Origin of the sequence: Mycobacterium triplex, from assembly GCF_000689255.1 — a bacterium.
GTDB classification, from domain to species: Bacteria; Actinomycetota; Actinomycetes; order Mycobacteriales; family Mycobacteriaceae; genus Mycobacterium; species Mycobacterium triplex.
This window is the reverse complement of sequence record NZ_HG964446.1, coordinates 3288322-3306870: the sequence shown is the minus strand read 5'-3', so window position 1 is coordinate 3306870 and position 18549 is coordinate 3288322. Positions and strand designations below refer to the sequence as shown.

The window sequence follows — 18549 nt, the reverse complement described above, 5'->3', positions numbered from 1 at the left end:
TCTTCGGCCTGGACCGCGGTGGTCTTCACCCAGGAGACATAGGGCGTCAGCGCCTGGACCGCGGCGGCCGAGGCCGGCCCCAGCCACTCCTCACTGGACAACTGTGAGATCACGCTCTCGTAGCCCAATGCGGCCGAATTCAGCTCCGCGGCGAGCGAACGCCAGGCCGAAGCCGCCGTCGTCATCGACGTCGAACCGGCGCCCGCGTATAGACGCGCGGAGTTGACCTCCGGCGGCAACGCCCCAAAATCAATCGACATGGCTGAGCTCCTGGATGTTGGGCGGACCGCCAAGGTGCCGCGAATCGGTGGTGGATAGCGAAACGAGTGTGGTCGCGGAAGCAGACACGGGTCATCCTGCCGAGGGGGGTCGGATGAGGACGTTGCGTTTGAAGCCGTATTTGTGGGTGAAGCCGGTGGCGGCGCGTCGTCCGGTGCCGGTCATGGGCATGCCCTGCAGGACTCCGTTGTTGGTGGGTCCGGTGGCGCTGGTGGCGTAGTTGACGGTGGTGGCGTGGATGGCTGGTTCCTCCACGGCGGCGGGTGCGGCGTTGGCCCAGGTGTTGGGGACCGACAGACCGCCGACTTTGATCGAGGAGGACAGGTGTGCGGTGGCCGCGATGCCGCCGGGGTGGCCACCGCCCAGGGCGGACAGGCCGGCGAACTGCGGCGTCGGATACCACGCACCACTGGCGCCGGCCGTCGTTCCCAAACCGAATGTCGTCTGTTGCTGAATGGAGTAACCGAAGGAACCGAGACCCGTTCCGAAGTAGGGAAAGCCGGTCAGCTGCTTGAAGAGAACCTGGGGAACATTGGAGCTCCACCCCATGGGGTTGTCCGGAGTGGGGATGGTGAACCACCCCGACCACCACGGCGAGTCCTGGGCGGCAGCCGGATCGCCAGCCGCGGCCGCGTTTGACGAAACCTGTTGCAGCGCTTGCGTGCCGGCGTTGGCCGCCGTCTGCCCGGACTGGCCTGCGGGCTCGGAAGCGGCTTTAGCCACCGCCTGGGCCTGGTTCGTCGTCCCGGCTGGGTCGGTGGTTTGCGGCGACGACGTGAACGGGGTCAATTCCGTGGCGAGCGCCGATGCGGCGGCATAGCCGAACATCGCGGCGGCGTCTTGGGCCCACATCTGCGCGTACTCGGCTTCGGTGGCCGCGATCGCCGGGGTGTTCTGGCCGAAGAAGTTGGTCGCGATCAGGGTCGCCAGCAACACGCGGTTGGCCGCGACCACCGGCGGCGGCACGGTCGCCATGAACGCCGCCTCGAACGCGCCGGCAGCGGCCCGCGCCTGCGCGGCGGTCTCCTCGGCCTGGGCGCCCACCGCACTCAGCCACGCCACATAGGGCGACACCGCTGACACCATCGACGCCGACGCCGGCCCGATCCACGGCGCGCCGCTCAGTTCGGAAACCACCGAGCTGTAGCCGCTGGCCGCGGTGGACAGTTCTGCCGCCAGCCCGTCCCAACCCGCGGCCGCGGCCATCAACGGACCCGACCCCGGACCCGCATACATCAGGGCCGAGGTGATCTCTGGCGGTACGGCACCGTAATCCATGGTCTAGGCGGCGCCCGGTTCGAACGGCATGTGTTCCTCGCAGCTGGAATTGGTCGACGACCTTCACCGAAATTGCTCGGTTGCGAGGCTAAGGTGCGCGGCTGTTCGCCTGTGGCCGCGTGATCCGACCGGGCGCGTGACGGCCGCGCCGACGCGTGCGGTTATCCGACAGAAGTACAAGATGGTGCGGGCGGTCTGCCGCTGCGCGAATTCACACCTTCAACTGCTGGAATGCGTGACCGCTGCGGCGCGGCGACGGCGTCGGCAGCGAGCACTCTCGACTTTTTGACGGGAGCGACGACTTCGCCGCCGGATAAAAATCCGCTCGCGGCTAAAACCGGCGGAGCCGACGTCGGGTCAGCCGGCGAAGGGTGGGCGGGCCATGACGGTGGGCTTGAAGCCGTAGCGGGGGCCGGCGGCGCCGACCCCGTGGGCGCCGCCCATGCCGGCCAACGGCATGCCGCCGAGCAGGTTGCCCGAACCCGCGGCTTCGGGGGCCGCGGTGACGGCGCTGACCGGTACGGCGGCGGCGTGGCTGACTGCGGGGGCCGCCCCGGACCAGACGGCCGGCACCGAGAGCCGGCCGACCGAGGCAGCGTTGCCCAGACCCGCGGCGACCGCCGGCGCCGCGTGGGTAGCACCGCCGCCGAGCATGCCGCCCAGACCGGCCAACCCCTTGGGGGCCGCCGACGCCGCGCTGGCGGTGGCCGAAACGATGCCGCCCGTACTCTTGGCGATCTGCACACCGCTGTTGCCCATACCGACGGAGAAGTACGGCAGACCCTCGGTGTTATAGGCGAAACCGGCGAACGGGCTAAAGCCGTTGACGAACGAGGCGAAGCTGTTGGGCAACGTGGTCTGCCCGGTCAGCAGGAACCACAGTTCGGTGAAGGGGTCGGTGGGCGTTGCGGCGGCGGCAGCGGCCTGCGCCGCGGGCGTCGCCGCGGACTGCAGCGTGCTGGGTGTCTGCTGGATCGCACTCGCTGTCGTGCTCGCGGCGTTGCCCGCCGCCGTGCCCGATGCCGCCGACGTCGCCGCACCCTGCTTGGCCTGGCCGGAGGGGTCGGTGACCTCGGGTGCCGACTTGAACGGGGTCACCTTGGTCGCCGAGGCCGACTGAGCCGCGTAGTTGTACATCGTGGTCGCGTCCTGGGCCCACATATGACCGTATTGCGACTCGAGCTGAGCGATGAGCCCGCTGTTTTGGCCCAGCGCGTTGCTTGCCATCGCCTGGGCAAGCAGGGCACGATTTTGCGCGACCATCGGCGGCGGAACGATCGAGGAAAACGCGGCTTCGAACGCCGCCGAGGCCGACGACAGCTGCTGGGCTGCGTGTTCAGCCTGAGCCGCAGTGGTTTTCACCCACGTCACATACGGAGTCAGGGCTTGGACTGCCTTCGCCGAGGCCGGCCCCAGCCACTCCTCACTAGACAACTGAGTGATCACGTTCTGGTAGCCCATCGCAGCCGAGTTCAGTTCGGCGGCAAGAGAATTCCACGCAGAGGCTGCCGTGATCATCGACGTCGCACCCGCGCCCGCGTACAGGCGCGCGGAGTTGACCTCCGGCGGCAACGCCCCAAAATCAATCGACATGCTTGAGCCTCCTGGATCCCGGTCGGATTGCGCGTGGTGACTAGATTCCATCGCGAATAGCCCTGCGGATCTACGAGTTTCGACTTTTGACGACGCCCGTTGTCGGGTGCCGGCATCCGTTGGCGACGTGCGGGTCGTCCTGGCAGTCTGGCAGCTGTGACTCCGAAGGCGAGCGAGCTCCGACGCCGGACACGACCCGCGGGGTCGAGTTTCCGGTATGTCACGGACAGCGTGAAATGCGCTCGACTACAGCGTTTTTCGACCCCTCAGGCCGGGTTGGGACAAACAAAATGCACGCATGACGGCGTGGCCGTCATGCGTGCATTCGAAGTGAATCCGATGGCTACCCGGCGAAGGGTGGGCGGGCCATCACCGTGGGGCGGAAGCCGTAGCGGGGGCCCGACGCGCCGAAGCCTCCCTGGCCGCCCATGCCGGCCAGCGGCATGCCACCGAGCAGGTTGCCCGAACCGGCCGCCTCGGGAGCCGCGGCGATGGCACTGACCGGTACGGCGGCGGCATGGCTGACCGCGGGGGCCGCCCCCGACCAGACGGCCGGCACCGACAGCCGCCCGACCGAGGCCGCATTGCCCAGACCCGCGGCCACCGCGGGCGCGGCATGCGCACCGCCGCCCAGCATGCCACCCAGACCGGCCAACCCCTTGGGCGCCGCCGCGGCCGCGCTGGCGGCCGCACCGCCGATCGCCCCGGTACTTTTGGCGATCTGCACACCACTGTTGCCCATACCGACCGAGAAGTACGGCAGACCCTCGGTGTTATAGGCAAAACCCGCGAACGGGCTCAGACCATTGATGAAGGTCGCAAAGCTGCTCGGCAACGTGGTCTGCCCGGTCAACAAGAACCACGCCTCGGTAAACGGATCCGTCGCCGTGGCCGCCGGGGCGGCCGCAGCCTTGATCGTGTTGGGCGTCTGCTCGATCGCATCCGCGGTGGTCTTGGCGGCATTGCCCGCCCCGGTGGCCGACGCTTGCGAGGTCGCCGCGCCCTGCTTGGCCCCGGCATCCTGGGTCGACACCTCCGGCGCGTCCTTGAACGGGGTCACCTTGGCCGCCGTCGCCGACTGCCCGGCGTAGGAGTACATCGTGGTCGCGTCCTGGGCCCACATCTGGCCATACTGCGACTCGAGCTGGGCGATGACCCCGGTGTTCTGACCCAGCACGTTGGTCTGCAACGCCTGGGTCAACAGCGCACGGTTCTGCGCGATCAGCGGCGGCGGCACCACCGAGGCGAACGCCGTCTCAAACGCCACCGCGGCCGAGTCGAGCTGTTGGGCAGCCTCTTCGGCCTGGACCGCGGTGGTCTTCATCCAGGAGACATAGGGCGTCAGCGCCTGGACCGCGGCGGCCGAGGCCGGCCCCAGCCACTCCTCACTGGACAACTGCGTGATCACGTTGTCGTAACCCAGCGCGGCCGAATTCAGCTCCGCGGCGAGCGAACGCCAGGCCGAAGCCGCCGTCGTCATCGACGTCGAACCGGCGCCGGCATACATCCGGGCGGAGTTCACTTCAGGAGGTAGCGCTCCAAAATCAATCATCGTGATCCCCTTAGCCGGCCGCGGCCGCGTTGGCCGCTTCTGTCAGCGCATATGACCCCGAGCTCATGCTCAAGGTGTTGACGAACTGCTCGTGAATCGCCGTTGCCTGGGCACTGACCGCCTGATACATCTGGGCGTGTGCAGCAAACTGCGCCGCCGTCAGCGCCGACACCTCGTCGGCAGCGGCCGGTACCACACCCGTTGTCGGGGCCGCGGCCGCAGCATTCTGGGCGGTCAGCGCCGAACCGATCCCCTGCAACGTGCTCGCCGCCGCCGCCAACGCCTCTGGCTGCGTTGTCACAAACGACATGTGATTCCCTCCTCAGTAACCGTCCGGTGCGAACACCGGCGGGTTTTCTTGATGATGACGTTAGTTCGCTCGTAGATGGACTTGCCCTGCCCCTACGAACTATTCAGATCCGGACAACCTCTGTTCATCTGGCAGACACTTCTGTTCCTCGGGATTCCAATTCCACTTCGCCCCTACCCTGCCGAGGGGGGTCGGATGAGGACGTTGCGTTTGAAGCCGTATTTGTGGGTGAAGCCGGTGGCGGCGCGTCGTCCGGTGCCGGTCATGGGCATGCCCTGCAGGACTCCGTTGTTGGTGGGTCCGGTGGCGCTGGTGGCGCTGGTGGCGTAGTTGACGGTGGTGGCGTGGATGGCTGGTTCCTCCACGGCGGCGGGTGCGGCGTTGGCCCAGGTGTTGGGGACCGACAGACCGCCGACTTTGATCGAGGAGGACAGGTGTGCGGTGGCCGCGATGCCGCCGGGGTGGCCACCGCCCAGGGCGGACAGACCGGCGAACTGAGGCGTCGGATACCACGCACCACTACCACCGGCGGTGGTACCGGTACCGAACGTCAACTGCTGCTGCATCTGATAACCGAAGGCGCCGAGACCCACGCCGAAGTAGGCCTGCAGGCCCTGCCGCAACGTGTTGAAGAAGCTCGGGTTCAGTCCCATCGGGTTGTCCGGAGTGGGAATGGTGAGCCACCCCGACCACCACGGCGGATCCTGCGCGGCGGCGTTCGGACCGGCCGCCGCGTTGACCGACACTTGCTGCAGCATCTGCGGCACCGTGCTGTTGGAGGCCAGCTGCGTGCCCGAGTTCGTCGCGGTCTGCCCGGTTTGACTGGCCGGCTCGGAGGCGGCCTTTGCCACCGCCTGGGCCTGGTTCGCCGTTCCGTCGGGGTTGGTGGTTTGCGGCGACGACGTGATCGGGGGCACTTCGGTCTCGATCGCCGATGCGGCCGCGTAGGCGTACATGGTCGCGGCGTCTTGGGCCCACATCTCCGCGTACTCGGCTTCGGTGGCCGCGATCGCCGGCAAGTTCTGCCCGAAGAAGTTGGTCGCGATCAGCGTCGCCAACTGCAAGCGGTTGGCCGCGATCACCGGCGGGGGCACGGTCGCCATGAACGCCGCCTCGAACGCGGCAGCGGCTCCCCGGGCCTGCATCGCGGTCTGCTCGGTGTCGGCAGCCATTGTGCTGAGCCAGGTCATGTACGGCACGACCGCGGCGAGCATCCGCTGCGATACGGGCCCCAACCACGGTCCGCTGGTCAACTCGGACACCACCGAGTTGTACCCACTGGCGGCCAGGGCCAACTCTGCCGAAAGCGCGTCCCAGCCTGCGGCCGCGGCCATCATCGGCCCCGATCCCGGGCCCGCGTACATGCGACCGGAATTGATTTCGGGCGGTAACGCTCCGAAGTCCAACACCGTGTCCTCCTCAATTGGCCGCGATTGCGGTGGCAATCTCGGCTATCGCGTAAGAACCTGTACAAACCATCAGTGGCCGCCTAAGCACCTGCTACCTCCGGACCGCCGACTCCTCGCAAGCCAGTCGCGTCCATATGTCAGCAAACTCAGAGAGCAAGCAATCCGGCAGGATCCGGTGCACCCGTTCGCCAACTTCGGCATGGTGGCGTACCACCATGGTTCCCGGACGATTGGTCAGGAACGTCATGCCCATCCCGCCTTGATTACCCCCGCTATCAGCAACCGAGCGACAGCTCACTTGGGCTGAACTGCCGCTCGAGAAAGACATTAATGGCTTATACCCGCGCCACCGACCGGCGAAGCCAACTATTCACACCAGGCCAACCATTGTTCACTCCCGGCCAACTCACGTTCATTTACGGCGCCCGGTTGTTCACCCTTGGTTCGCTTACCTGTTTCGGGTCGGTCGACACCCGCGGCGTCAGTCCTCGTCGAGGACGAGCGCCATTTCCGGACACGATGCCACCCCGTCGCGGGTCAGTTCCGCGTCCTCGGCGGACACCTCGTGTTCTTCAAGGATCGAATAACCCGACTCGTCGATGGGGAACAGCTTTGGATCGACGGCGTAGCACTGGGCGTGTCCCACGCACTTCGACTTCTCGAGACGAACCCTCACAAGGTTCCCTCCCCCGACGGCTGACGAATGGTAGTTCTGAATTCTAGAAGACCGTTCGACGCGCGGTCGGCCAGTTCCACGGTCCACCAGCCGGATTGGAGCATATGGGACACACGTGCGATATTGATGTGCCACCGGAAAACCAGTGACGGGACATTTCCCAACCTGGCCCGGCTGAGGGCTCCAGGGACGAAATAGCGGACGACAAGCGGAGATAGAGCGCATGAGCACCTCTGGCGAATACCAGCCAGGCGACTTCTATCTACCGCGGCTTGAATACGCCAACCTGCCCATGGCCGCGGACCGCGGTGTGGGATGGAAGGTGCTCCGCGACGCGGGCCCGGTGGTATTCATGAACGGCTTCTACTACATAACGCGGCGCGAGGACGTACTCGCCGCACTGCGCAATCCCAAGGTTTTCTCGTCGCGATTGGCGCTGCAGCCGCCCGGCTACCCGTTGCCGGTGGTGCCGTTGGCGTTCGACCCCCCCGAGCACACTCGCTACCGAAAGATCCTGCAGCCCTACTTCAGCCCGCATGCGCTGAGCAAGTCGCGGCCGGTGCTCGAGCGTCACGCCACCGAGATGATCGCCGCGTTCGCCGGCCAGGGCCAGTGCGAGGCAATGGCGGATTTCGCCAGCCTCTATCCCTTTCAGGTGTTCCTTGACCTCTACGGCCTGCCGCTTAAAGATCGCGACCTGCTGATCAGCTGGAAGGACGCCCTCATCGCGGACAATCCCTATCTGAGCCAGGAGGACCTCAACAAGGGCCACCTGCTGTTCAACTACCTCAGCGAGGTGATCGCCCAGCGCCGGCAGAACCCCGGCACCGACATGCTGTCCCAGGTGATGACGGGCGACGGCGAATTCAGCGATCTCGAACTGCTGGGGATGAGTCACCTGTTGATCCTTGCCGGGTTGGACACGGTGACGGCGGCGATCGGATACGCCCTATACGAGTTGGCGCGCCGGCCGCAACTGCGCGACATGCTTCGCGACAACCCAAGGCAGATCAGGGTTTTCATCGAAGAGATCGTCAGACTGGAGCCGTCGGCGCCGGTGGCTCCCCGGGTGACCACCGAGTTCGTCGAAATAGGCGGCATGACGTTGCCTCCGGGCACTCCGGTGCGGCTGTGCATGGCGGCGATCAATCGCGACGGCACCGACGCGGTGTCCACCGACGACATAGTGATGGACGGAAAGGTGCACCGGCACTGGGGATTCGGTGGTGGCCCGCACCGTTGCCTGGGTTCGCATCTGGCGCGCATCGAGCTGACCGTGATCGTCGCGGAGTGGCTGAAACAGATCCCCGACTTCGACGTGCCGCCGGACTACCAGCCCGAAATCAAGTTTCCGTCAAAGACATTCGCGCTCAAAGCATTGCCGCTGAGTTGGGATTGAACGCGCCAATCCCAACTCAGCGGTGCCGTCCTACTTGTTGACTTCGGTCGCGGCCACCTGGACGAATACACCGGTGTCCTCGGCCATCAGCAGGCCGCGACCACGGGGCAACGGGCCACCCTTCATCTTGCCGCGGATGAAGCCCTCGTCCGGGTCGGCGTCCATCACCAGCAGTGGCGTATTCGCCTGATGCAGGGCCCGCAGAATCGGGTCGCTGCCCGCCGAAGACCAACCGCCGAAGGTGCGGGTGACGAGGACATGCAGACCGACATCGGCGGCCCGGGTCACCCACGGAGCGATCTGGTGCAGCGGCGAATCGAAGCCCGGCGGCAGCTGCTGGACGTCGTCGACGATCAGGAAGATCTCCGGACCGCTCCACCACGACCGCGACAGCAACTCCTGGGCGGATAGACCGGGCGGAGGCTGGCGACCGGCCAGAACCGCCGCCAGCTCCCCCACCAGCGCCTGCACGCCGTCGAGGTTGTAGGCGAACTTCTCCACATACTCGGTGCCCAGTACGGTCAGCAGCTGACGACGCGGGTCGATCAGCCAGACCTGTGCCGAGGGCTGCCCCTCCGGCGGCGTCGGTGCGGTGCTCGATCCCGGGGCATACAGCCGACCGATCTCGGACATGATCGTGGCCAGCGTCGTGGTGCGCCCACATTCGCGTCGGCCGGTCACCATCAGGTGCGCGTTCTCGTTGAAGTTGAGGTACACCGGCGCCAAGTCCAATTCCGAGATGGCCCAGGCGATTCCGCCGACACCAACGCCCTGGCGGTGGTCTCGGGCAGCCAGCTCCCGCACCTGCTCCACGCCGAAGCGTGCCGGCAGCCGGCGCACCGGAGGTGCCTGGCCGCTCGCCAGCCGGCTGACGGCGGCGATCACACTGTCGGATTCGAAGATGTTGTCGGGGGTGCTGGCCAGCGCGGGACGGGCCACCAACGTGTGCAGACCCGCCTGCGGATCGCTGTCGAGTCGGACGTAGTTCACCGCGACCATGCCGCGTCCCGGCTTGACCGGAACATCCTTGGCGAACCGGGACCGCACCAGCTTGGCGTCTTCGACCGCGGCCAGCCGCAGCTCGATGCGGGAGCCGAATCCGCTACGCACCGGTGGCCGCAGCTCGGATTCGCGATCGGCGGTGACCACCACGTGCACCCCGAAGGAGGGGCCCTGGTTGATGATCTGGTTCACCTGCTCGATCAGCACCTCGTTTTCCTCGGCCAGCGCCCGGTAGTTGTCGACCACCAGGTAGACGTCGCCGAAGCCGTCGTTGGGCACCGGGCCGGCCTCGTCGCCGAACTTGCGGCGCCGGAACATGTCCATCGAGGCGATGCCGTACTCGAGGAAGCTGCGCTTGCGCTCGCGCACCAGCGCCAGCAGTTCGGCTACCGTGCGGCGGACGCCGTACGGGTCGGTCGGACCGGCGACCTCACCCACGTGCGGCAGCCGCGCGATCGTCGTCAGCGCGGTCCCGCTGTAGGCCAGGCAGTAGAACTGGATCTGCTCGGGCGTGTGGGTCAGCGCGGCCGCGCAGATCAGCGTCTGCAGGGCCGTGGTCTTGCCCGCACCACCGGCGCCGAGGATCAACACGTTGGCGCCCGGCCCGGAGGTGTCCACGGTCCACGGCGGCTGGTCGTGTTTGAACGGCCGGTCGATGATCCCGATCGGGAATGTCAGATCCCTGGCCGAGCCGTAGTCCTGGTCCCAGGGGCGGCCGAGGAACCGGTTGACCAATTCGTCGATCGCGATGGGCTGCGTCAGCGGCGGCTGCCACAAGCGGTACGGCTCGAAGTCGATCTTGCGCAGCTGGTTGATGATCTCGGTGCCGACCTTGGGCGTCCTGATGCCTTCGTCGTCTTCTTCGCTCTCGGCGCTCTCGGCCTCGAGCACCTCGCCGTTGCCGATGATGGGCGGCGGCTCGATGTCCGGCCCACCGACACTGACCTCGAGCGGGGTGAACGAATTGGTAAACAGCTGCGGTCGAATGTAATCGATGCTGTGTACCAGCACCGGCGCTTCTTCGCCGTCGACGGTGACACCGCGCGAGTAGTAGTCACGCCACAGGAACTCGGCCTGGAACCGGACGATGTCCTCAAGGCTGCGACGGAAGTAACCCAGACCGGCTTGCGCGGGCAGGTTCACGGCGTTGGGCACACCCGCGGCCTGCGCGGCGCCGGCGGTACGCGCTTTCAGCACCAACCGGTAACCCATGTTCTCCATGAGCTTTTCGGCGCGGCTCTCGATCGTCTGCGAGGCCATCATCAGGTGGATCCAGTAAGCGCGGCCCTGCCGGCCGATCGAGTCGAGGACGTCGACCGCGGTCGGCATGATGCGGAACCACTCGTAGAACTCGTCGATAACCACCACGAGCATCGGCAGCGGCGGCATGTCCTGGCCGCGGGCGCGCATCCTGGCCCGCACCGAGTTGTATTCCTTGGCGTCGTCGACTCCGGCGTTGTCACACACCGCCTTGCGCCGGGCGATCTCGCCCCACAGCGCGTCCAGGAAGCGCTCCATCAGCGCCTGGTCTTCTTCGAGGTCGGTGATGATCCGCGAGACGTGCGGCACCCCGGCGAACGGCTTGACCGCCGACCCACCCTTGAGGTCGGCCAGGACGAACTGCAGCTCCTCGGGCGGGTGCGCGAGCATCAGTGACTCGATCACGGTGCGCACCAGCGTCGACTTACCGGAACCCGTTGTTCCGGACATGACGCCGTGCGGGCCGTCGCCGCCTTCGTCCAGCGACTTCATGTCCAGGAAGAGCAGCTCCCCGTTGTCGGAACGATTGCCGAACGGCACCCGCAACCGGGAGCGGCCCATCGTGTCGGTGCGGGCACCCCAAAGCGCGTCGAAGTCGATGTCGCCGGGATCGTCGACGCCGTAGTAGGCCAAGATGTCCCGGGCGCCGATGTGCGCGACCCGCTGGCCGATCTCCTCATAGGCCTCCGCGAGACGCCAGTGCGCCAGCTTCTGGCTGAACTCTTCGGCTTCGGCTGCGCTGACCTGGTCGGTCAGCGCGAAGAACCACGGCTTGTCGTCGATCACCATCCAGGTGTCACGGTCGCGAGGCAGCGCCTCGATCACGCCCTTGTCGTCGAACCGCAGCGTCCGCTCCGGAACCGACGTCCACATCGAAGAACCGGTCAGATCGAAGAACGTGACGCCGTCCACGCCTTCGGCGCTGATCACGTACTCCCATTGGGGGTCGACAGCGTCGGCGATGATCACCGTGTGCGGCGTCGGGGTCTGCGCCGACGAGCTGGCGTGGCGAGGCGTGAACGACCCACGGCCGGCGAACAATTCGGCTTGCTCTGCGGCGAACTCGCGCACCGAGCTGTACACCATGCGGGCATTGCCCGCCGCATCCTGGCGCCGGGCGTCACCGAAGTGCGGCAGCCACTTGACCCAATCCCATTCGTCCAAGTCGGAGGTGACCACGACCATCTGTACGTGGTCGGGGCCGTGGGAGAACGCCAGCTGGCAGACGATCGCGCGCATCAACCCCAGCACCTGCGGGCGCTCACCGATCAGCGCATACCAGGGCTCCACCAGCAGGGAAACCATCTTGGGCAGGTTGTAGACCACGCTTTGGTAGCGACCGAATTCCTGAAGCGCCTTACCGGTTACCGGTTCCAGCTCGATGTCGGTCGGCATGTTCTGGGGTTCACCCCAGGTCACCTCGGGACGCGTCATACCCACGCCGACGCGGACGACACCGAAGTTGAGGTCCTTGCCGTCGGGCTTGCGCTCCCACATCCGCGCCGAGCCCACCGCGGCGGACAGCGTGTCGGGAGCCGGGTGGAACCACCGGTAGTTGGCGTCCATGCTGTCGGCCGACTCGTGGGCGGTCTCGCGCAGCATGTCCAGCATCAGCATGAACTGGGCGCGCATCGAGTCGAGCTTGGGGCGGCTCATCTGCTGCTGCTGACCGCCGAACCGGCCGCCGAACATCATCATCGCGACGCCGCCGATCATGAAGATCGGGAAGATCGCGCCGGCGCCGCCGAACACGTGGGAGCCGCTGCCGAAGACCATCGCGATCATGCCGATCAGCAAGCCGATCACCAGGACGCCGACGATGATCAGCCATACGGGTTTGCCCTCCGGCGGAGGAATGCTCAGCGGCGTCGGCAGGACGATGTTTTCCGGCTTGATTACCGGAGGCTTCTCCGGTGTAGGCCGGGCGAATCCACGCTTCACTTCGGTACCACCAACTCTGCAGGGGACATATCCATCGGGAGGGTGTCGTGCTCCACCAGCGCATCGGCCCGCGACAGCGTCGGGCCTTGCGGAAGGAGCCGCAGCGCCACCCACGGCGCCAGGCTCGCCTGAGTTTGCAGACCCAGCGCCTCGCGCACGTCGCGGGTGTCGTCCACCCCGAATCGCGCACCGGCATCCGTCACCCACCATAGCGATTCGGTGGTCTTGGCACCGGGATCGTTGCCGGTGACGGCGACGAAGTTCGCGAAGTTAGGACCGAAGTAGACCTGGTCGGCAGTGCGGCCGGTGGTGTCCGACTTCACCAGCGACACAACCTTTTTCGTCTCGGGTTGGGACACCGGGATGGTCGGTCCGGACACCACCTGGATACGGGCCCGGTTCTCGCCGCTGGTCTTCTGCCACCACCAGCAGGTCGCCGGGTTCTCCCGAAGGTCCGTGACGTTCAACGGGTTGTCCGGATACGACGACAGGTCCAGCTTGTTGACCACCGGCATCTTGGCCAGCGCCGCGGGTTCCACCGTCACCGGCTTGCTGTTGTTCGCACCGCCGGCGTTCTGCATGATCTGGGCGACCAGCGGCGGCAGTGTCTGCACGCCGTCGGGCAGCACCAGCGAATACTGTTGCGGCCCACTGATCTGCGGCGTGACGAGGATGGTCCCCACCGGGCCGGGAGCACCGGGGAAGGTTGCCGGGGTGCCGGCGTTCTGCACTTCGGGCACCGTCAGTTCGGGACCCACCGGCAACGCGTCGAACAGGGCGCGACTCATCGGCTTAGCCATGCTCACTTGTTCGGGCGTCAACCCGAGCGGCAACAGGACCGAACGGTTGGCCGCGTCGATGCGCGACCGGCGTCCTTCCCGGATCACCCAGGTGTCGCCGCTGTAGCTCAACACGACGGCGTCGGAACCGCTGAGTACATGCCGGCGGTTGCTGAGGTCGGGCGTGCCGTCGATCACCGTCACGGTCACACCCGACGGCGCGCCGACGCCGGTCGAGCCGGCCACGGCATCGCAGATCAGCCACGACGACGAGGGCGGGGTCTTCGCCCCGAAGTTGGACGGCGCACCCGGGATGCCCACCATCGGGCCGCGCGGGATGTTGGCGATCTGGCTGGCCCGGACCAGGTGCGGGTTGTCGGGTCGGCCCGTGATCAACCGGGCCGAGGCCAGGTTCAGTGCCGGGTAGAGCTTGTCGCCGACCCGGACGTACAACGCGCCGGAGTCGCGGTCGGCGATGATCGGGGAATCCCCGACCGTCCCGGCCGGGCTGATGAACGAGTACAGCAGGGCACCCAGGCAGATCACCACCGCCGCCGAGACCGACGCCACGATCGCCAAAGTCTGGCGCCGTCCCGGCTCGACCTCCATCCGGACCCGCCAGCGGGTCAGCGCCATCGAGGTCCGGCGAGCAAGGAACTGATAGCCGGTCACCTGCGTGCGCGTCGATAGCCCGAGGCCGTACCCCGAGCCGCGCTGCCCGCGACTCTCTTCCGCCACTAATTCACCATCCGGTCTGTTGGAACGCCTGGACACCGTCCAGCACGCGAATCACATCGATAACCGTAAGCCACCCGCAATGACCTCGCCATGTAACGCAATGCGGCGTTCACTTCCACGCCTCGTCGCGTCTATCAATCCGGCCGGCGCCAAACGGCAGCACCCGCCCGCACAGCGCCGGCAAGCGCCGCTGAGCTGGCAGTTTCCAAGTTCCCCACTGGATCCCCCGGCCGGACTGTTTCTCTCTCCTATGGGATCGTAGCCGCGCCCGGCCAACCCGTCCTGTCGAGCATTCGCCTGACCTGCTAAGTAATCGGCCCGCGTCGTGCCCGGCGGCGTTTGGCAGCAAGATGGGCGCCATGACTGAGCTCGCACCTTCGTTGGTCGAACTTGCCGGCCGATTCGGCATTGCCACTTGGTACGAGGACTGGACGGGCCGCCAGGTTCAGATATCGGAGAGCACGCTGGTGTCCGTGCTCGCGGCTCTCGATGTCCAGGCCGACACCGAGCAGGCCCGCAACGAGGCCTTGGCCGGTCAGTTGCGCACGTACTGGTCGCGTCAGCTGCCCGCGACCATCGTGGCGCGCACCGGCGCCCCGACCCGGTTCTGGGTGCACGTCACCCACGGTGATCCCGCCGAAGTGTTGTTGCGGCTCGAGGACGGCACCGTGCACGGCGGCGTGCAACAGGTCGACAACTTCACGCCCCCGTTCAACCTGGACGGACGCTGGGTAGGCGAGGCCAGTTTTGTCTTGCCCACCGATCTGCCGCTGGGGTACCACCGCTTGCATCTGCGGTCCAGGGGCATCGAAACCAGTGCGGCGCTGATCGTGACGCCCGACTGGCTCGGGTTACCGGAGCAACTCGGCGCGCGCCGGGCGTGGGGTCTGGCCACCCAGCTGTACAGCGTGCGGTCCGAGCAATCGTGGGGCGTCGGTGACCTCACCGACCTGACGGATCTGGCGGTCTGGTCGGCGTCCCGGCACGGCGCCGACTACCTGCTGGTCAATCCGCTGCATGCGGCCACCCCGACGATCCCGATGGAGCCGTCTCCGTATCTTCCGACGTCGCGGCGCTTCTTCAATCCGCTTTATCTTCGCGTCGAGTCCATCCCGGAGTTCGCCGGCCTGGCCAAGCGCGGCCGGCTGCGGCGGCTGCGCGACGATGTCCAACAGCGCGCCGGGAAGCTCGATGCGATCGACCGTGACAGTGCCTGGACGGCCAAGCGGGAGGCGCTCAAGCTGGTCTATCGAGCACCGCGGTCGGCGGGCCGGGAGCTGGCCTATGCCGCCTTCCGTGAGCGGGAAGGCAAAGCGCTCGACGACTTCGCCGTCTGGTGCGCGCTGGCCGAAAAGTATGGCGGCGACTGGCACTGCTGGCCCAATTTCCTGCAGCATCCCACCGCGATCGGTGTCGCACGGTTCGCCGAAAAGCACGCGGATGCGGTTGATTTCCATCGCTGGCTGCAATGGCAACTCGACGAGCAACTCGCCGCGGCCCAGTCACAGGCGGTCCGGGCGGGCATGTCGTTGGGGATCATGCACGATCTGGCGGTCGGTGTGCACCCGAACGGGGCCGACGCCTGGGCGCTGCAGGATGTGCTGGCGCTGGGAGTGACCGCGGGCGCGCCGCCCGACGAGTTCAATCAGCTCGGCCAGGACTGGTCGCAGCCGCCCTGGCGGCCCGATCGCCTGGAGGAGCAGGAGTACCGGCCGTTCCGGGCGCTGATCCGGGCCGTGCTGCGGCATGCCGGCGGCGTTCGTATCGACCACATCATCGGGTTGTTCCGGCTCTGGTGGATCCCCGAGGGCGCCCCGCCGACCGAGGGCACCTATGTGCGCTACGACCACGAAGCGATGATCGGCATCGTCGCGCTGGAAGCGCACCGCGCCGGTGCGCTGGTGGTCGGCGAGGATCTCGGCACGGTCGAACCGTGGGTCCGCGACTACCTGTTGTTACGAGGCTTGTTGGGCACCTCGCTGCTGTGGTTCGAGCTCGACCGCGACGGAACCGGAGGCCCCCTGCCCGCCGAGCGCTGGCGCGAGTACTGCCTGTCGTCGGTGACGACCCACGACCTGCCGCCGACCGCCGGGTATCTGGCCGGCGATCACGTCCGGCTGCGTGAGGAGCTGGGATTGCTGACCCGCCCGGTCGCCGAGGAACTCGAGTCCGACCGCGCGGAACTTGCGGCCTGGATGGCCGAGCTGCGCCGGGTGGGGCTGCTCGGCGAGCACGACGACGACGCGGAACACATCATCTCCGCGCTCTACCGCTACCTGGGCCGAACGCCGTCCCGATTGTTGGGCGTGGCGCTGACCGATGCGGTCGGCGATCGTCGAACCCAGAATCAGCCGGGCACCACCGACGAATATCCGAACTGGCGGGTTCCGCTGACCGGCCCCGACGGCAAACCGGTGATGCTCGAGGACGTCTTCACCAATCGCCGGGCCGCCGCGCTGGCCGAGGCGGTGCGGGCCACCCTCGCGCCGCCGACCATCTGACCGCGCGCCATGGCCCTCTCACCTAACGACCGAGCCGCCCTCAGCGATGTGGTGCACCGCTATGCGGCCGGCGTCGATGACCGCCAATTTGATTCTGTGGCAAAGCTTTTCACGGCAGAGGCCGAGCTGGTGGTGCCTGAGCCGCCGGCCGTGCTCACCCCGGTTCATTCGCATCGCGGGCGACCGGCCATCGCGACGGCGGTCGCGGCGGTGGCCGCGGTCGCGCGTACCGAGCACGCGATCATCGGTGAGGTGTACGACCAGGGGCCGCGGCCGGGGACGGCACGCGGTCGGATCGCGTGCGTCGCACATCACTGGACGCAGCGCGCCGATGGGGTGATCGATGCGGCTTGGCATGTGCGCTATGACGACGAGTACGAGTCAACGGAGGCGGGGTGGCGGATCGCGCGCCGGTCGTTGACGGTCAATGCGATCGAGACACGGCCGGTCCGTCGGCTGTTGTCGTGGGACCCGGAGTAAGCGCGGCCACTCCTGCGCGCGAGCGGGTTATCTCGCGGCTATTGCATCGCGGCGAGGTTTTCCACCGACCTGCGCACGTCGGACCGGAGCACTCTGGCCACGACCTTGCCGACCGGCCCGCTGAGCACGCCCCCGCGCAGGTCGGCGGTGAGGTCGAATGTCGATCCGGGGTGCATGTCGGTGACCGCCATCGTCACGGTGATCCGGATTCCACCGCGGCCGCGACCTTGCAGCTCAATCGAATTGGGCTCGTCGTAGCGGGTCACCGTCCAGTGGACGACGTTGCGGAACCCCTTCACCTTGATGCACGACGATACTTTGGTGCCCTGCTCGATCGTCGAGGGGAGCTCGCCGCGCCAACCGCCGAAGATCGTCATCCACTCGGCGAATCGAGCAAGATCGGACGCCAGTTTCCAGGCTGCGCTCGGCTCCAGGTCAGACCTGGTCGAAACATCCACTTGTGCCAAGGTTTGTCGCTCCTCTTGAAACCGTGCCGTGAGTCGGGTTCCCCACCGCGTACCCGCGGACGGTGACCCGATAAACCCGCGCGTTGCGTCCGGCTCGTTATTACCCTGTCGGTCAACGTGTTTCGGCTCGGCTCGGCTCGGCTACGGCCAGGCTTCGTTCAGCTTCTCCTCCACGTCGATGATCTGAGCGGCTTGCGATTGCGGTGCGTCGATTTCGTCGGCGACGTATTGGGCGATGAATCGGCGAATCTCGCCGTCTACGCCGGCCAGGATGCGCAGTATCTCGCCGCGGAACGACTGCGACGACACATTGACGGTGATATCGGAGGGCCGCGGCTTCGCGACGTCGACGATCAGCACCAGTGGTTCGGCGGCGCGGGCCGTCGCGCGCAACGCGATGTCCCCGGAGACCTGAAAACGCTGCTTGTCGAGTCGCAAATCCAGCAGCAGGTCGATTGACAGCGGAATGTGAATGACGAAAGTGATGCTGTCGCCCAACCGCCGTGTGACGCGCGGGTCTTGGATCTTGACGTTGGCGCTGACCTTCGCGATTCCGGCGGGTCCCTGCGCAATCGGTTCCATCGCGAATTCGTTGCCGGCGATATCGGCGAATGCGGCGGCGACACGCTCGGGAGTGACGGCGACTTCGAAGAATCGGCGTCCGAACTCCTCGTAGGTGACGTAGTCGTGGTTTTGCATAGGCTTATACCGTCTCACGCCACCTGCCGGAAACTTAGCTGATCTGTCCGCGTCGTAGGAATTTCACCTCGGTGCGGGACGGTCGCGTCGGCGAGGCGGCGACGTGTTGTGAACAACGCCACAGTCGGCGCTTCGATTCGGTGTGTCGACCGATCGCCTGGGAGGCTGGACGGCGGAGGTGTTGGA

At 66.8% G+C, this 18549-nt stretch carries 14 protein-coding genes; 3 read left to right on the top strand and 11 right to left on the bottom strand.

Going from position 1 to position 18549, the window contains the following annotated elements:
- The 7 genes from BN973_RS15265 to BN973_RS15235 all read right to left on the bottom strand — a co-directional run.
- Positions 1 to 254: PPE family protein (locus tag BN973_RS15265; RefSeq protein ID WP_156959192.1), on the bottom strand; the 254-nt coding region annotated here is incomplete at its 3' end.
- Between the two features lie 97 nt (positions 255 to 351).
- On the bottom strand, positions 352 to 1557 hold the full coding sequence (locus tag BN973_RS15260) for a PPE family protein (RefSeq protein ID WP_036469084.1): 1206 nt from the start codon (positions 1555 to 1557) through the stop codon (positions 352 to 354).
- Between the two features lie 357 nt (positions 1558 to 1914).
- Positions 1915 to 3150 carry a PPE family protein gene (locus tag BN973_RS15255; protein ID WP_036469083.1) on the bottom strand — a complete coding sequence of 412 codons (1236 nt, stop codon included), beginning with the start codon at positions 3148 to 3150 and terminating at the stop codon, positions 1915 to 1917.
- A gap of 343 nt (positions 3151 to 3493) precedes the next feature.
- Positions 3494 to 4702, bottom strand: a complete 1209-nt coding sequence (locus BN973_RS15250; RefSeq protein ID WP_036469082.1) for a PPE family protein — start codon at positions 4700 to 4702, stop codon at positions 3494 to 3496.
- 10 nt (positions 4703 to 4712) lie between these two features.
- A complete protein-coding gene (locus BN973_RS15245) occupies positions 4713 to 5012 on the bottom strand; it encodes a PE family protein (protein WP_036469081.1) in 300 nt (99 codons plus the stop codon).
- 173 nt (positions 5013 to 5185) lie between these two features.
- The gene (locus BN973_RS15240) at positions 5186 to 6421 is read right to left on the bottom strand and encodes a PPE family protein (RefSeq protein ID WP_036469080.1); all 1236 of its coding nucleotides are present in this window, start codon (positions 6419 to 6421) and stop codon (positions 5186 to 5188) included.
- 481 nt (positions 6422 to 6902) lie between these two features.
- Positions 6903 to 7097, bottom strand: a complete 195-nt coding sequence (locus BN973_RS15235) for a ferredoxin (protein WP_036469079.1) — start codon at positions 7095 to 7097, stop codon at positions 6903 to 6905.
- A 223-nt stretch (positions 7098 to 7320) separates the two neighbouring features.
- On the opposite strand from BN973_RS15235, the gene BN973_RS15230 reads away from it, so the two are divergent.
- The gene (locus BN973_RS15230) at positions 7321 to 8496 is read left to right on the top strand and encodes a cytochrome P450 (RefSeq protein ID WP_036469078.1); all 1176 of its coding nucleotides are present in this window, start codon (positions 7321 to 7323) and stop codon (positions 8494 to 8496) included.
- 30 nt (positions 8497 to 8526) lie between these two features.
- On the opposite strand, the gene BN973_RS15225 is transcribed toward BN973_RS15230, so the two are convergent.
- Together BN973_RS15225 and eccB are read right to left on the bottom strand one after the other, a co-directional pair.
- Positions 8527 to 12699, bottom strand: a complete 4173-nt coding sequence (locus BN973_RS15225) for a type VII secretion protein EccC (protein ID WP_036469077.1) — start codon at positions 12697 to 12699, stop codon at positions 8527 to 8529.
- On the bottom strand, positions 12696 to 14216 hold the full coding sequence (eccB, locus tag BN973_RS15220; RefSeq protein WP_036469076.1) for a type VII secretion protein EccB: 1521 nt from the start codon (positions 14214 to 14216) through the stop codon (positions 12696 to 12698). Before eccB ends, BN973_RS15225 begins: the two co-directional genes overlap by 4 nt.
- Positions 14217 to 14575: 359 nt before the next feature.
- Here eccB and malQ point away from each other — a divergent pair, with 359 nt between their 5' ends.
- Together malQ and BN973_RS15210 are read left to right on the top strand one after the other, a co-directional pair.
- Positions 14576 to 16717: a 4-alpha-glucanotransferase gene (malQ, locus tag BN973_RS15215; RefSeq protein ID WP_036472477.1), complete on the top strand. Its 2142-nt coding sequence runs from the start codon at positions 14576 to 14578 to the stop codon at positions 16715 to 16717.
- A 9-nt stretch (positions 16718 to 16726) separates the two neighbouring features.
- Positions 16727 to 17197: a nuclear transport factor 2 family protein gene (locus BN973_RS15210; RefSeq protein ID WP_036469075.1), complete on the top strand. Its 471-nt coding sequence runs from the start codon at positions 16727 to 16729 to the stop codon at positions 17195 to 17197.
- A gap of 38 nt (positions 17198 to 17235) precedes the next feature.
- Here BN973_RS15210 and BN973_RS15205 read toward each other — a convergent pair whose 3' ends face one another.
- Together BN973_RS15205 and BN973_RS15200 are read right to left on the bottom strand one after the other, a co-directional pair.
- Entirely contained in the window at positions 17236 to 17664 is a 429-nt protein-coding gene (locus BN973_RS15205; protein ID WP_036469074.1) for a type II toxin-antitoxin system Rv0910 family toxin, read from the bottom strand.
- A 141-nt stretch (positions 17665 to 17805) separates the two neighbouring features.
- The gene (locus BN973_RS15200; RefSeq protein ID WP_036469073.1) at positions 17806 to 18363 is read right to left on the bottom strand and encodes a hypothetical protein; all 558 of its coding nucleotides are present in this window, start codon (positions 18361 to 18363) and stop codon (positions 17806 to 17808) included.
- Between the last annotated feature and the right edge of the window lie 186 nt (positions 18364 to 18549).

What these genes read in the sequence shown, in the direction of transcription:
- BN973_RS15260 (WP_036469084.1), bottom strand. Translation starts at nt 1,557, where the DNA reads ATGGATTACGGTGCCGTACCGCCAGAGATCACCTCGGCCCTGATGTAT.
- BN973_RS15255 (WP_036469083.1), bottom strand. Translation starts at nt 3,150, where the DNA reads ATGTCGATTGATTTTGGGGCGTTGCCGCCGGAGGTCAACTCCGCGCGC.
- BN973_RS15250 (WP_036469082.1), bottom strand. Translation starts at nt 4,702, where the DNA reads ATGATTGATTTTGGAGCGCTACCTCCTGAAGTGAACTCCGCCCGGATG.
- BN973_RS15245 (WP_036469081.1), bottom strand. Translation starts at nt 5,012, where the DNA reads ATGTCGTTTGTGACAACGCAGCCAGAGGCGTTGGCGGCGGCGGCGAGC.
- BN973_RS15230 (WP_036469078.1), top strand. Translation starts at nt 7,321, where the DNA reads ATGAGCACCTCTGGCGAATACCAGCCAGGCGACTTCTATCTACCGCGG.
- malQ (WP_036472477.1), top strand. Translation starts at nt 14,576, where the DNA reads ATGACTGAGCTCGCACCTTCGTTGGTCGAACTTGCCGGCCGATTCGGC.
- BN973_RS15210 (WP_036469075.1), top strand. Translation starts at nt 16,727, where the DNA reads ATGGCCCTCTCACCTAACGACCGAGCCGCCCTCAGCGATGTGGTGCAC.
- BN973_RS15200 (WP_036469073.1), bottom strand. Translation starts at nt 18,363, where the DNA reads ATGCAAAACCACGACTACGTCACCTACGAGGAGTTCGGACGCCGATTC.